Source organism: Streptomyces sp. NPDC030840, from assembly GCF_055572015.1.
The window spans coordinates 227,345-242,374 of record NZ_JBVIEE010000013.1 but is presented as its reverse complement, the minus strand read 5'-3'; the positions used below and the strand labels follow the sequence as shown (position 1 = coordinate 242,374).

Sequence of the window (15,030 nt, the reverse complement as noted above, 5' to 3'; positions counted from 1 at the left end):
AAACGCCCGGTTACATTCCGAACCCGGAAGCTAAGCCTTACAGCGCCGATGGTACTGCAGGGGGGACCCTGTGGGAGAGTAGGACACCGCCGAACAAATTGTGAAAGAGTCGGTCCCCGAATTTTGGTTCGGGGACCGACTCTTTTTTGTTTCGCGTCACTTCGTGTTCACGTTGCGCCACCAGCATCCCCACCATGGGTACAGCCGCAATGCTCAGAGCCGCAGGCATCGGCGTAGGTGACGAGGTCATCGTGCCGGCGTTCGGGAACGTGGAGGTCGCCGAGGCGGTGCAACTGGCCGGTGCGGTGCCGGTGTTCGCCGACATAGATCCGGGAACCTACTGCCTGGACGTCACCGCCGTCGACGCTGCCGTCAGCGAGCGCACCGCGGCCGTGATCGTCGTACACCGCTTCGGCAGGTCCGCGGAGATCGCACGGCTGCGTGAAGTCGGGCAGAAGCGCGGGCTGTTGGTGCTGGAGCAGGGGGAGTCCGAGACGCCGTACGGCGAGGTCGCTCAGCGCCGTGCCCACGCCGCCTATCTCAGCGGTCGGCTGCGGGGGGTGCGTCCACCGGACGGTGGTGGTGAACACACCTTCCAGCAGTACGTCGTGCGGGTACCCGGCAATGGCCGGCCGGACCGCGACGCCTTCGCGCGCGCCTTGCGTGCTCGGGGAGTTGAGTGCAAGGTGCCGGTGAAGACGCCCGTGCACCGCATGCCCGGCTTCCGGCGGGACGTCTGCCTTCCGGAGACCGAGCGCGCCTCGGACGAGACGCTGGCGCTGCCCGTGGACGGCACGCTGACCAAGCGACAGGTGCAGCGCGTCGTCTCCGCCTGCAACGCGCTGGGTGGCCTTCTGCAACCCGCGTTCCAGTGAGGCTGCCTCTGGTGCGGAGCACTCACGAGTTCGGGGTATGATCTATTCCGTTGCCGCGAGGGAAACCTCGAACAGGCGACCGGCCCCTATAGCTCAGTCGGCAGAGCGTCTCCATGGTAAGGAGAAGGTCAACGGTTCGATTCCGTTTGGGGGCTCTGACACAAGGTCTCGTCCATCAGGACGAGACCTTTTCCGTGTGCTTGCCGCGAAGTGCTGGTTGAGGCCCGGTCAGTCCATGTGGAGGCCCGGCACCCGCATCGCGAGGATCGCCATGTCGTCGGACGGGGCGTCGGAGGCGAAGCGTTCGACCGCGCGCATGATGCGGGCCGCCACCGCGCCCGCCGTCAGGCCCGTGCAGGTCGTCAGGACTTCCGTGAGGCCGTCGTCGCCGAGCATGCGCGTGCCCTCGCGGCGTTCGGTGACGCCGTCCGTCACGCAGAGCAGGACGTCGCCGGGATCGAGGGTGACCGTCTGCTCGTACAGCTCCAGATCCTCCATGACGCCGAGCAGCGGCTGGGGTTCGGCGGCCGGCTCGACCGAGCCGTCCTGGCGCAGCCGGAGCGGGAGCGGGTGGCCTGCGCAGACGACCTTCAAAATGGCGCTGCCGTCCTCCTGAGGCCACAACTCGCCGTACAGGAGCGTGAGGAAGCGGCTGCGGGCGCCCTCGTCGATGATGGCGGAGTTCAGGCGCTCCAGGACCGCCGGGCCGCCGAAACCCTCCCTGGCCAGCAGGCGCAGGGCGTGCCGGGCCAGACCCGTGACCGCGGCCGCCTCAGGGCCCGTACCGCAGACGTCGCCGATGGCGAAGCCGTAGGCTCCGTCGCGGATGGGGAAGAGGTCGTAGAAGTCGCCACCGACCTCGTTGCCCTCGCCGGCCGCGCGGTAGATGACCTCGACCTCGACGCCGTCGATCTCCGGCAGTTCGGGCGGCAGGAGGCTGCGCTGGAGGGACTGGCTGATGGCCATGCGCTCCGAGTAGAGGCGGGCGTTGTCCAGAGCCAGGGCGGCCCGGCGGGACAGGTCCTCGGCCAGTTCCAGGATCTCCTGGCGGAAGTGTTCGTCCGTCGGCTTGCCCAGCGTCAGCATGCCGATCACGCGGTTGCGGGCCACCAGGGGGAGGACGACGGTCTCGCCGCCCACCGCCGCGGCCGTCGCGAGTGTCGTGCCGATGCCCGAGCTCACCGTCGCGGGCTCGCCCAGGCCCAGACTGCGCATGGACGTGCGCAGGGCCGCCTGGTGGGCCGCCTCGGCGGGGGCGGACCAGACCCGGGCGCCCGGGGTGGGGATCGGGTCCGGCGGAGGGATCTTGGAGAGGAGGGCCTTGATGCCGTCGATGCGCTCCTCGTCCTCGTGGAGGACATAGGAGAGGTACGGGTCCGAGGCCTGGTCGGCGATCGTGTAGACGGCGCACCAGGTGGCGAGGGTCGGGATCGTCATCTGGGCCATCAGCGCCAGGGTCTGGTCCCGGTCCAGGGTGCCCGCGAGGAGGTCCGAGGCCTCGACGAGGAAGCTGAGTGAGCCTCGGCGCAGGCGCTCCAGTTCGCCGAGGCGGGCCGATTCGACGGCGAGGGCGATGCGGTCGGCGGCGAACTGGAGGCGCAGGGCCTCCTCGTTGGAGTAGCGGCCCGGAGACTCGGCTGCCACGCCGAGCGAGCCGGTGAGGCGGCCCTCGACCTTGAGCGGGACCGTGACGACCGAGCGCATGCCCGTGCCGCTGAGCAGGGGTACGGCGCCGGGGACCGCCGTGAGGTCGTCGTGGACCGCCGGCATACGGGCCGAGCCGTAGCGGCCGGGGCCCGCCTCGACGGGAACGCGGGCGAAGCGCTGGCGGGCGGAGGGGAGGCCGGTGGAGGCGCGTACCTCCAACTCCGTTTCGTCGTCGGTCGCGAGGAGCAGGAAGGCGGAGTCGCCGTCGAGCATGTCGCGGGCGCGTTCGACCGTGCGCTGCAGGAGGCCGTCCAGGTCGTCGGGGGCGGGGGAGCCGATGAAGACCTCGAAGGGGTCCGTGGGCTGCCCGTCGGACGCCGCGGTCGTGTCGGGGGCCGTCAGGCGCACCGGGGTCTGGAGGACGGCGCGTTCGTGGTCCCGTACGAGAAGGCAGACGGTCGAGGGTTCGCCGTCGGTGTCGCGGACGCGGAGGTGTGAGGCGTACACCGGGGTCACGCGGCCGTTGGCGCCGCGGATGCCGTAACTGCCCTCCCAGCGGGACAGTTGGAGGGCCTCGGCGATGCCGGTGCTCGTGCCCGGGGTGTGCGGCCAGGCCGCGAGGTCGGTGAGGGGCTTGCCGATGACCTGCTCGGCCGCGTACCCGAAGAGTTCCTCGGCGTCCTCGTTCCAGGCGCCGATCGAGCCCGTGCGGTCGATCTGGATCACGGCGACGCGGACCCGGCCGTCGGCGAGCGGGAGGAGGTCGGCGGGGAGGGAGGGGCCTGCCGCGCGGGTGCCCACCGGGCGTTCGGGCAGGTCGAGTTGGAACCACACCTGCTTGTGGGTGGGCGTGTACTCGACGCCCCAGCGCCCCGCCAGGGCCGCGCACAACTGGAGGCCGCGGCCCCCCTCGCGGTCGGGGCTGCCCATGTTGACGGGGGTGGACTGGAGGGGGATCTCGCGCTCGGGATATCTGTCGGAGACCTCGATGCGTACGCCGTCGTCGCTGCGCAGGCAGAGGACGTCGGCCGAGGTGCCCGCGTGCACCACCGCGTTGGTGACCAGCTCGCTGGTGAGGACCACGGCGTCGTCGACGATGTCGGCGAAGCCCCAGCCCTGGAGGGTGTCACGGACGAAGGACCGGGCGGTCGCGACCGATCGCCCGACGGGCTCGAAGCTGGCGGCCGCGCGCGCGGTGATCACAGAACTCCTTGTCCGGTTCTCGACGTGCGGGTGGACCTGCGGGGACGCGTGCGAGAACCCGCGGCCGACCTGCTCCTGCCGAGGCAGGTGCTGGTTCCCCGTCGGCCGAGGATCCTGGGGTGGGCCCCCGGGATGCAGTCCGGTGGTCATGGTGCGGCTGCCCCTCCGATGCCTGCCCGCTCGTGTTCGTGCCACCGCCCAGGCCGGATGTGCCGGCACGGCTGGACAGCCGCATGCAAGGTTACTTACCTTCGCCGTCCATGCGGATGCCGGTCGGCTGTGTTTCCGCCCGGAGAGTGTGTGCGGACCGTGTGCGAAGCTGCCGAACTGTTATGGCCTGGTTCAGCCATGGTGAAACACTGGGCAGGCTTCTAAGAAGGGTCAGGGCAGGTGGGGTGCCTTCGGTACACACCGGGCAGCAGCATCCAGCCGACCCTGGTATATCGGGCAGGCAGCGGTACCTGGTAGGCCGGTGGTACCCGAGAACGCACAGCAGTAACGGTCGACCCCTGCGGGAGGGACACAGTGGAGTCTGGCGCAGCGACGCGGGGCACTAAGACGCGCGCGAAAGGCGGACAGTCCCTGAGCAAGCAGCGCACATCGCGCAACGGCGGCACCACAGCGGTGGACACGGCGTCCCTGAACAAGCTGCTGTCGGCTCTGGAGTCGATGCGGGACGGGAACTTCCGTAAACGGCTGACGGTCACCGGCGACGGTGTGATGGCGGAGATCGCGGCCGTCTTCAACGAGGTGGCCGACCGGAATCTGCACCTGACGGGCGAGTTGACGCGTGTACGGCGCGTGGTGGGGCGCGAGGGCAAGCTCACCGAGCGGCTGGAGACGGGCGCCTGCGAGGGCTCGTGGGCGACCGCGATCGACAACTCCAACGCGCTGGTCGACGACCTCGTACGGCCCGTTTCCGAGGTCGGCCGGGTGCTGTCCGCGGTGGCCGACGGAGATCTGTCGCCGCGTATGGAGCTGCGCGCGCAGGGTGCCGACGGGAACGGGCACCCCCTGCGGGGGGAGTTCCTCAAGGTGGGACGCACGGTCAACAACCTGGTGGACCAGCTGTCGACGTTCACCGACGAGGTCACTCGCGTGGCCAGCGAGGTCGGTACGGAGGGCAAGCTGGGCGGCCAGGCACGTGTGCGTGGAATGTCCGGTTCGTGGAAGGACCTCACGGACTCCGTCAACACGATGGCGTACCGGCTGACCGCGCAGGTGCGGGACATCGCGCTGGTGACGACGGCCGTGGCCAAGGGTGACTTGTCCCGAAAGGTCACGGTTCATGTCGCCGGCGAGATGCTGGAGCTGAAGAACACCGTCAACACGATGGTGGACCAGCTCGCTTCCTTCTCCTCCGAGGTGACCCGAGTCGCGCGTGAGGTGGGCACCGAGGGTGAGCTGGGCGGCCAGGCGCAGGTGCCCGGTGTGTCGGGGGTGTGGAAGGACCTCACCGATTCGGTGAATCTCATGGCCGGCAATCTGACGGCCCAGGTGCGTGGAATCGCACAGGTGACCACAGCCGTCGCCAACGGCGATCTGTCGCAGAAGGTGACGGTGAGCGCACGCGGCGAGGTCGCGCAGCTCGCCGAGACCATCAACCAGATGACGGAGACGCTGCGGACGTTCGCGGACGAGGTCACGCGTGTCGCCAACGAGGTCGGGGCCGAAGGGCGCCTCGGGGGGCAGGCCAATGTGCCGGGCGCGGCGGGGACGTGGAAGGACCTGACGGACTCCGTCAACACCGTGTTCCGGAACCTCACCACTCAGGTGAGGGACATCGCGGCGGTGACGACGGCCGTGGCGAACGGTGACCTGTCCCAGAAGGTCACGGTCGACGTCGCCGGCGAGATGCTGGAGCTGAAGAACACCGTCAACACGATGGTGGACCAGCTTTCCGCGTTCGGCGCCGAGGTCACCCGCGTGGCCCGGGAGATCGGCGTCGAGGGTGAGCTGGGCGGCCAGGCGCAGGTGCCCGGTGCGGCCGGTACGTGGAAGGACCTGACCGACTCCGTCAACACGGCGTTCCGCAACCTCACCGGACAGGTGAGGAACATCGCCCAGGTGACGACGGCGGTGGCCAACGGCGACCTGTCCCAGAAGGTCACGGTCGACGTGTCCGGCGAGATGCTCCAGCTGAAGAACACCGTGAACACGATGGTGGACCAGCTTTCCGCGTTCGGCGCCGAGGTCACCCGCGTGGCCCGTGACGTGGGCACCGAGGGCCGCCTGGGCGGTCAGGCCCGCGTGGACGGCGTCTCCGGCACCTGGAAGGAGCTCACGGACTCCGTCAACTTCATGGCGGGCAACCTCACCTCGCAGGTGCGCCAGATCGCCCAGGTGACGACGGCGGTGGCCCGCGGTGACCTGTCGCAGAAGATCGACGTGGACGCGCGCGGGGAGATCCTGGAGCTGAAGAACACCCTCAACACGATGGTGGACCAGCTCTCGGCGTTCGCCGACCAGGTGACCCGGGTGGCCCGCGAGGTGGGCACGGAGGGCCGGCTGGGCGGCCAGGCCCAGGTGCCCGGCGTCGCAGGTGTGTGGCGGGACCTCACCGACTCCGTGAACGGCATGGCGGGCAACCTCACCGCCCAGGTGCGCAACATCGCCCAGGTCGCGACCGCGGTGGCCCGCGGTGACCTGTCGCAGAAGATCGACGTGGACGCGCGCGGGGAGATCCTGGAGCTGAAGAACACCCTCAACACGATGGTGGACCAGCTCTCGAACTTCGCTGAGCAGGTCACGCGGGTGTCCCGCGAGGTGGGTACGGAGGGCATCCTCGGCGGGCAGGCCGAGGTCCAGGGCGTCTCCGGCACCTGGAAGGACCTCACGCAGTCCGTGAACGGCATGGCCAACAACCTGACCATGCAGGTGCGCAACATCGCCGAGGTCACGACCGCGGTGGCCAACGGTGACCTGTCGAAGAAGATCACGGTCGACGCCAAGGGCGAGATCCTCGAACTCGTCACGACCGTCAACACGATGGTCGACCAGCTGTCCAACTTCGCCGAGCAGGTGACCCGGGTGGCCCGCGAGGTGGGCACGGAGGGTCAGCTGGGCGGCCAGGCCCGGGTGCCCGGGGTCACCGGCATCTGGAAGGACCTGAGCGACAACGTCAACGTGATGGCGGCCAACCTCACCAGCCAGGTGCGGCAGATCGCCCAGGTGACGACGGCGGTCGCCAACGGTGACCTCACCAAGAAGGTCACCGTCGAGGCGAGCGGCGAGGTCGCCCAGCTCGCCGACACCGTCAACACGATGGTGAAGACCCTGAGCTCCTTCGCCGACCAGGTGACCCGGGTGGCACGCGAGGTGGGCACCGACGGCATCCTCGGCGGCCAGGCGCACGTCCCGGGAGTCGCCGGCACGTGGAAGGACCTCACCGAGTCCGTGAACGGGATGGCGTCCAACCTGACCGGCCAGGTGCGCAACATCGCCATGGTCACGACGGCCATCGCCAAGGGTGACCTGACGAAGAAGATCGACATCGACGCGCGCGGCGAGATCCTGGAGCTCAAGACCACGATCAACACGATGGTCGACCAGCTGTCGTCCTTCGCCGAGGAGGTCACCCGCGTGGCCCGCGAGGTGGGCACCGAGGGGCAGCTTGGCGGCCAGGCGCGCGTGCGGGACGTCGACGGCACGTGGCGCGACCTCACCGAGTCGGTGAACGAGATGGCCGGTAACCTCACCCGGCAGGTGCGCGCCATCGCGCGGGTGGCCACCGCGGTGACCCGAGGCGACCTCAACCTGAAGATCGACGTGGACGCCTCCGGCGAGATCCAGGAGCTTCAGGACTACATCAACAAGATGATCGCCAACCTGCGCGACACCACGATCGCCAACAAGGAGCAGGACTGGCTCAAGGGCAACCTGGCCCGTATCTCCGCCCTGATGCAGGGCCGCCGCGACCTCGCGGACGTGGCGTCGCTGATCATGAGCGAGCTGACGCCCGTCGTCTCCGCGCAGCACGGCGCGTTCTTCCTCGCCATGCCGCTCGTCGACGGCAAGGAGATGAAGGAGGGGACCGGCGACGACGACGCGTACGAGCTGCGCATGCTGGGGTCGTACGGCTACTCCATGGGCTCCATGCCGACGTCGTTCCGGCCCGGTGAGGCGCTCATCGGGACGGCCGCCACGGAGAAGCGCACGATCCTGGTGGAGAACGCGCCGAGCGGCTACCTGAAGATCTCCTCCGGGCTCGGCGAGGCACCTCCGGCGCAGGTCATCGTGCTTCCGGTGCTCTTCGAGGGGACCGTGCTCGGGGTGATCGAGCTGGCCTCGTTCACACCGTTCACGCAGATCCAGAAGGACTTCCTCAACCAGATCGCCGAGATGATCGCGACGAGCGTCAACACGATCTCGGTCAACACCAAGACCGAGGTGCTGCTGAAGCAGTCGCAGGAGCTGACCGAGCAGCTGCGGCTGCGCTCGGAGGAGCTGGAGCAGCGGCAGAAGGCCCTCCAGGCGTCCAACGCCGAGCTGGAGGAGAAGGCCGCGCTGCTGGCCCGCCAGAACCGCGACATCGAGGTCAAGAACACCGAGATCGAGGAGGCGCGGCAGGTCCTGGAGGAGCGTGCCGAGCAGCTCGCCGTCTCCATGCGCTACAAGAGCGAGTTCCTGGCGAACATGTCGCACGAGCTGCGCACCCCGCTCAACTCGCTGCTGATCCTCGCCAAGCTGCTCGCCGACAACGCGGAGTCGAACCTCACGCCGAAGCAGGTGGAGTTCGCCGAGACGATCCACGGCGCGGGCTCGGACCTGCTCCAGCTGATCAACGACATCCTCGACCTGTCCAAGGTCGAGGCGGGCAAGATGGACGTCTCCCCGACACGCATCGCGCTCGTCCAGCTCGTCGACTACGTGGAGGCCACCTTCCGGCCGCTCACCGCGGAGAAGGGCATCGACTTCTCCGTACGGGTGTCGCCGGAGCTGCCCGCCACGCTGCACACCGACGAGCAGCGGCTTCTGCAGGTGCTGCGCAACCTGCTGTCCAACGCGGTCAAGTTCACCGACACGGGCGCGGTCGAGCTGGTCATCCGGCCCGCGGGCGCGGACGTCCCGGTGGCCATCCGGGAGCAGCTGCTGGAGGCCGGCTCGCTGCGCGACGCGGACGCCGACCTGATCGCGTTCTCCGTGACCGACACCGGCATCGGTATCGCGGCCAGCAAGATGCGGGTGATCTTCGATGCCTTCAAGCAGGCCGACGGGACCACGAGCCGCAAGTACGGCGGTACGGGGCTGGGGCTGTCCATCTCGCGGGAGATCGCGCGTCTGCTGGGCGGTGAGATCTACGCCCAGAGCGAGCCCGGACGCGGCTCGACCTTCACCCTGTATTTGCCGCTGCACCCGAGTGAACTGCCGCCGCAGGGATACGCGCAGCCCACGGCCGCGATGATCGACCCCGGGGATCTGGTGGCGTCCGCGGTGGAGGAGCCGTCCGCGCCGAACATCGAGACGCCGGCCGAGGTGAGGTCGTACCACGCGACCCAGAACGGGCCCGCGGCGCTCTTCAGGCGGCGCCGCAGGGCCCTGCCGGCGGCCGAGCAGCGCCCCCTGCACGCGGCCCCGGGACAGGAGCAGTGGTCGGCCAACGGGCAGGAGGCCGGCGCGCACCAGCGGGAGAGCATCCGGTTCGCCAGCGAGAAGGTGCTGATCGTCGACGACGACATCCGCAACGTGTTCGCGCTGACCAGCGTCCTGGAGCAGCACGGCCTGTCGGTGCTGTACGCCGAGAACGGCCGCGAGGGCATCGAGGTCCTGGAGCAGCACGACGACGTGGCGGTGGTCCTGATGGACATCATGATGCCGGAGATGGACGGGTACGCGACGACGACGGCGATCCGCCGGATGCCCCAGTTCGCCGGGTTGCCGATCATCGCGCTGACCGCCAAGGCGATGAAGGGTGACCGGGAGAAGGCCATCGAGTCGGGCGCCTCGGACTACGTCACCAAGCCCGTCGACCCCGATCACCTGCTCGCGGTCATGGATGAGTGGATGCGTGCCGAGTGAGGGGCCGGATGTTCCGGGTACACACGGGGAACGGGCGCGCCGGAGGTGGTGGGTTGCCGCTTCCGTGTGTCCAACATCGCATAACTGACCGTGGCGGTCGCTGTGTAGGGGAGCGGGATTCGGGGAACCTTCTGGTCTCCCGTTACGTTTCTGCTATGTGCACAGTGACATCGCGGTGACAGGGTGTGGCGACAGGCGGGGTGCGGCTACCATGACCGGCACAAGGACGGGCGGCGCAAGGGAGTCGTCCCCTGGGGCGACGCCCGGCGGTGTCGTCCCAAGTCCTGAGGACAGGGGAGGCCCCACGCCGGGGCGAGGAGGGCGGGCCATGGTGCAGAAGGCCAAGATCCTCCTGGTCGATGACCGGCCGGAGAATCTGCTGGCGCTGGAGGCCATTCTCTCTGCGCTCGATCAGACGCTGGTGCGGGCATCGTCCGGGGAGGAAGCGCTCAAAGCGCTGCTGACGGACGACTTCGCGGTCATTCTGCTGGACGTCCAGATGCCGGGTATGGACGGATTCGAAACGGCCGCGCACATCAAGCGGCGAGAACGGACCCGGGACATCCCGATCATCTTCCTCACCGCCATCAACCACGGGCCGCACCACACCTTCCGCGGGTACGCGGCGGGTGCGGTGGACTACATCTCGAAGCCGTTCGACCCGTGGGTGCTGCGGGCGAAGGTCTCCGTGTTCGTCGAGCTGTACATGAAGAACTGCCAGCTCCGCGAGCAGGCCGCCCTGCTGCGGCTGCAGTTGGAGGGCGGCGGCAAGTCGGCCGGGGAGAGCAAGGAGCCGGTCGGGCTCCTCGCGGAGCTCTCCGCGCGGCTGGCGGCGGTGGAGGAGCAGGCCGAGGCGCTGTCCAAGCAGCTCGACGACGAGTCGGCGGATGCCGCTGCGGTGGCCACGGCGGCTCATCTCGAACGCAAACTGACGGGTTTGCGCAGGGCGCTGGACGCGTTGGAGCCCGGAGCGGGGAGCGGGGCGGCTTCGTTGCCGTCGCAGAACTGAGTGGGGCTCGTGCGGGTTCGGTGACTTTTTTCTCGGGCGGGGTCGTGGCTGGGGCTTGAGGTTCTCGCCCCCGCCTCCCCTACCCGTCCCATCCCCGGGGCTCCGCCCCCAGACCCCCGCATCGGCCTTCGGCCTCGTCCTCAAGCGCCGGACGGGCTGGACCTGCCGGCCAGGGTCTGCCAAGTGGCTCAGCACCCGTGAGGGCCCGTCAGCCTTCTGCCCGGCCACGTCAGTTTGTGGCCCCCGCCGGGGCGACACGAACGGGTGAAGCACAAACCACACGTGTCCGCTGTGGTCTCCACCGGTAACCTCACACTCATGGCCCCACGTCAGCCCGCAGCCAAGAAGCCCGCGAAGAAGGCGGCCGCTCCGTCGAAGGCTGCGGCGAAGAAGGCCCCTGCGAAGAAGGCCCCCGCGAAAAGGGCGCCCGCCAAGAAGGCCGCGGCGAAGAAGGCGGCTCCTTCGAAGCCGGCGCCCAGCCCGACCGGAGGCGTGTACAGGCTTGTACGCGCGGTCTGGCTCGGTACCGCGCACGCGGTCGGCGCCGTGTTCCGAGGCATAGGGCAGGGCGCGCGGAATCTCGACCCGGCGCACCGGAAGGACGGAATCGCGCTGCTGCTGCTCGCCCTGGCCCTGATCGTCGCCGCCGGCACCTGGTCCAACCTGCGGGGCCCGGTCGGCGACCTCGTCGAGATGCTCGTGACCGGCGCCTTCGGGCGGCTCGACCTGCTCGTACCGATACTGCTCGCGGTCATCGCCGTCCGGTTCATCCGGCACCCCGAGAAGCCGGAGGCCAACGGCCGCATCGTCATCGGCCTGTCGGCGCTCCTCATCGGTGTGCTCGGGCAGGTCCACATCGCGTGCGGGTCGCCCGCGCGCAGCGACGGCATGCAGGCGATCAGGGACGCCGGCGGGCTCATCGGCTGGGGCGCGGCCACACCCCTGACGTACACGATGGGCGAGGTCCTCGCCGTACCGCTCCTCGTGCTGCTCACGGTCTTCGGCCTCCTCGTCGTCACGGCGACCCCGGTCAACGCCATCCCGCAGCGGCTTCGGCTGCTCGGCCGGAAGCTGGGCATCGTCCAGGACGCCGTCGTCGAGGAACCCACCGCGGACGACCAGCGCTACGACGACCAGTGGCGCGATTCGCTGCCGCCGCGCTCCCGGCGCCGCAGGAGCGCCCCCGAGGCGTACGACCCGGACGGCGCCGAGCAGGAGGCCCTCTCACGGCGCCGTGGGCGTTCCCGGAGGTCCGCCACGCCGCAGCCCGAGGCCGACCGGCCCAGGGACGCCGTGGACGTCGCCGCGGCCGCCGCGGCCGCGCTCGACGGCGCCGTCCTGCACGGCATGCCGCCCTCGCCGCTCGTCGCCGACCTCACCCAGGGCGTCACCGTCGAGCGCGACGGCTACGAGGAGACGACGCCCATTCCGGCCTCGCGCTCCAAGGCGTCCAAGCAGGCGTCTGAGCCGGCCGCCAAGCCGCCCAAGCAGGAGAAGCTGAACGCCGGGGTCCCCGACCTCACCAAGGCGCCGCCCGCCGAGACCCGCGACCTTCCGCCGCGTGCCGAACAGCTCCAGCTCTCCGGCGACATCACCTACTCCCTGCCCTCGCTGGACCTGCTGGAGCGCGGGGGCCCCGGAAAGGCCCGCAGCGCGGCGAACGACGCCATAGTGGAGTCCCTGACCACCGTGTTCACCGAGTTCAAGGTCGACGCGAGCGTCACCGGCTTCACGCGCGGGCCGACGGTCACCCGCTACGAGGTCGAACTCGGCCCCGCCGTGAAGGTCGAGCGGATCACCGCGCTGACGAAGAACATCGCGTACGCCGTCGCCAGCCCCGACGTACGGATCATCTCGCCGATCCCCGGCAAGTCCGCGGTCGGCATCGAGATCCCCAACACCGACCGCGAGATGGTCAACCTCGGCGACGTGCTGCGTCTGGCGGACGCGGCCGAGGACGACCACCCGATGCTGGTCGCGTTGGGCAAGGACGTCGAGGGCGGCTACGTGATGGCCAACCTGGCGAAGATGCCGCACGTGCTCGTCGCCGGCGCCACCGGCTCCGGCAAGTCGTCCTGCATCAACTGCCTGATCACGTCCATCATGATGCGCGCCACTCCCGAGGACGTCCGTATGGTCCTCGTGGACCCCAAGCGCGTCGAACTGACCGCCTACGAGGGCATCCCGCACCTGATCACGCCGATCATCACCAACCCCAAGCGGGCCGCCGAGGCGCTCCAGTGGGTCGTACGGGAGATGGACCTCAGGTACGACGACCTCGCGGCGTACGGCTACCGGCACATCGACGACTTCAACGAAGCCGTACGCAGCGGCAAACTCAAGACCCCCGAGGGCAGCGAGCGCGAGCTCCAGCCGTACCCGTACCTGCTCGTCATCGTCGACGAGCTGGCCGACCTGATGATGGTGGCGCCCCGGGACGTCGAGGACGCCATCGTGCGCATCACCCAGCTCGCGCGCGCGGCCGGCATCCACCTGGTGCTCGCCACGCAGCGTCCCTCGGTCGACGTCGTCACGGGCCTGATCAAGGCGAACGTGCCCTCGCGGCTCGCGTTCGCCACCTCCTCGCTCGCCGACTCGCGCGTCATCCTGGACCAGCCGGGAGCCGAGAAACTCATCGGCAAGGGCGACGGGCTCTTCCTGCCGATGGGCGCCGGCAAACCGACCCGTATGCAGGGCGCGTTCGTGACCGAGGAGGAGGTCGCGGCCGTCGTCCAGCACTGCAAGGACCAGATGACGCCCGTCTTCCGGGACGACGTCGTCGTCGGCACCAAGCAGAAGAAGGAGATCGACGAGGACATCGGCGACGACCTCGACCTGCTGTGCCAGGCGGCCGAACTGGTCGTCACCACGCAGTTCGGATCGACCTCGATGCTCCAGCGCAAGCTGCGCGTGGGCTTCGCCAAGGCCGGGCGACTGATGGACCTGATGGAGTCGCGCAACATCGTGGGCCCGAGCGAGGGCTCCAAGGCGCGTGACGTCCTGGTGAAGGCCGACGAGTTGGACGGGGTGCTCGCGGTGATTCGCGGGGAGTCCGAGGGCTAGGGAGACCAGTCGCCGGGAAGACTGTTCACGGGTGGTGCACTGCAAACGGAGCAATCGAACGTGACTCACCCGTGAGGAAAGGGTGAGCAACCGTTTCCCGCCGGCGTACGTCAACGTGAGGGAGGCGGCAGTCATGTGCCTCACCCTCAGGATGCCCGGCCATTCTGATGGCGTACAAAGTCATACCGCCCGGTTGCCCCACCCTTTCGCCCCACCCCTAGACTGAACGTCCAGCACAGGTGGCTACACGCTCGAAAGGCGCCCCCGTGTCCATCGGCAACTCCCCTGACGGCAACGTCCCCGAAGACGAGCGTCCGTTCGAAGAAGACCGCGACGAACGTGAGGCGGAACGCATCTCGATCGGTCGTGCCCTGCAACAGGCGCGCATCGGCGCCGGGCTGACCGTCGACGACGTCAGTAACGCCACCCGGGTGCGCATCTCCATCGTGCACGCGATCGAGCAGGACGACTTCACTCCCTGTGGCGGTGACGTCTACGCGCGCGGGCACATCCGCACGCTCGCGCGCGCGGTGCGCCTCGACCCCGCGCCGCTGCTCGTGCAGTACGAAGCCGACCACGGCGGACGCCCCGCCCCCACCCCGGCCGCACCGTTGTTCGAGGCCGAACGCATCCGTCCCGAGCGGCGCGGGCCCAACTGGACCGCCGCCATGGTCGCCGCGATCGTCGTGGTGATCGGCTTCGTCGGCTTCACCCTGTTCAGCGGCGGAGACGATGACGGCGGCAAGGGGACGGTCGCCGAGGGCTCCACACCGACGACGAGCAAGCCCGGCACGCCCACCCCCAAGAACGACAAGTCCGACGGCGCCCCGAAGCCCGAGGCGCCGGACAGCGCCATCGCGGCCGCGCCCCAGGACAAGGTGACCGTCAAAGTCAGCGCCGACGACGGGCGCAGCTGGATCTCGGCCAAGGACCACAACGGCCGGCTGCTCTTCGACGGGCTCCTGCAGCAGGGCGACTCCAAGACCTTCCAGGACAAGGAGAAGATCGACCTCGTCCTCGGTGACGCGGGCGCGATCCAGCTGTACGTGAACGGCAAGAAGATCGAGGACGAGTGGCGGCCCGGCGCCGTCGAGCGTCTGACCTACACGAAGGGCGACCCCGAGGCCGGTTAGCCGACGCGCCCCGGTTCGCGGGCACGAGCCGAGGAGATACGAGAGCACGGGGTTGGCCGGGATCGGCCAACCCCGTCGACGT

At 69.3% G+C, this 15,030-nt stretch carries 6 protein-coding genes, 1 tRNA gene and 1 rRNA gene; 7 read left to right on the top strand and 1 reads right to left on the bottom strand.

The window, feature by feature from the left end; translation table 11 throughout:
- The 3 genes from rrf to ACZ49J_RS27175 all read left to right on the top strand — a co-directional run.
- A 5S ribosomal RNA gene (rrf, locus tag ACZ49J_RS27185) occupies window positions 1-95 on the top strand; the annotation flags it as partial.
- A gap of 114 nt (window positions 96-209) precedes the next feature.
- Window positions 210-875: a DegT/DnrJ/EryC1/StrS family aminotransferase gene (locus ACZ49J_RS27180; protein WP_467452031.1), complete on the top strand. Its 666-nt coding sequence runs from the start codon at window positions 210-212 to the stop codon at window positions 873-875.
- 82 nt (window positions 876-957) lie between these two features.
- Window positions 958-1,030: transfer RNA gene (locus tag ACZ49J_RS27175), tRNA-Thr, on the top strand.
- Window positions 1,031-1,103: 73 nt separating this feature from the next.
- On the opposite strand, the gene ACZ49J_RS27170 is transcribed toward ACZ49J_RS27175, so the two are convergent.
- Window positions 1,104-3,875: a SpoIIE family protein phosphatase gene (locus ACZ49J_RS27170; RefSeq protein WP_467452021.1), complete on the bottom strand. Its 2,772-nt coding sequence runs from the start codon at window positions 3,873-3,875 to the stop codon at window positions 1,104-1,106.
- Window positions 3,876-4,250: 375 nt separating this feature from the next.
- Here ACZ49J_RS27170 and ACZ49J_RS27165 point away from each other — a divergent pair, with 375 nt between their 5' ends.
- The 4 genes from ACZ49J_RS27165 (at window position 4,251) to ACZ49J_RS27150 (ending at window position 14,948) form a co-directional block, all read left to right on the top strand.
- On the top strand, window positions 4,251-9,743 hold the full coding sequence (locus ACZ49J_RS27165) for a HAMP domain-containing protein (protein ID WP_468350487.1): 5,493 nt from the start codon (window positions 4,251-4,253) through the stop codon (window positions 9,741-9,743).
- 328 nt (window positions 9,744-10,071) lie between these two features.
- Complete coding sequence (locus tag ACZ49J_RS27160) at window positions 10,072-10,752, top strand: response regulator (protein ID WP_467452018.1); 681 nt, start codon at window positions 10,072-10,074, stop codon at window positions 10,750-10,752.
- A gap of 318 nt (window positions 10,753-11,070) precedes the next feature.
- Entirely contained in the window at window positions 11,071-13,815 is a 2,745-nt protein-coding gene (locus ACZ49J_RS27155) for a DNA translocase FtsK (RefSeq protein WP_467452017.1), read from the top strand.
- 266 nt (window positions 13,816-14,081) lie between these two features.
- Window positions 14,082-14,948 (top strand): helix-turn-helix domain-containing protein, encoded by an 867-nt coding sequence (locus ACZ49J_RS27150; protein WP_467452016.1) that lies wholly within the window; start codon window positions 14,082-14,084, stop codon window positions 14,946-14,948.
- Window positions 14,949-15,030: the final 82 nt, after the last annotated feature.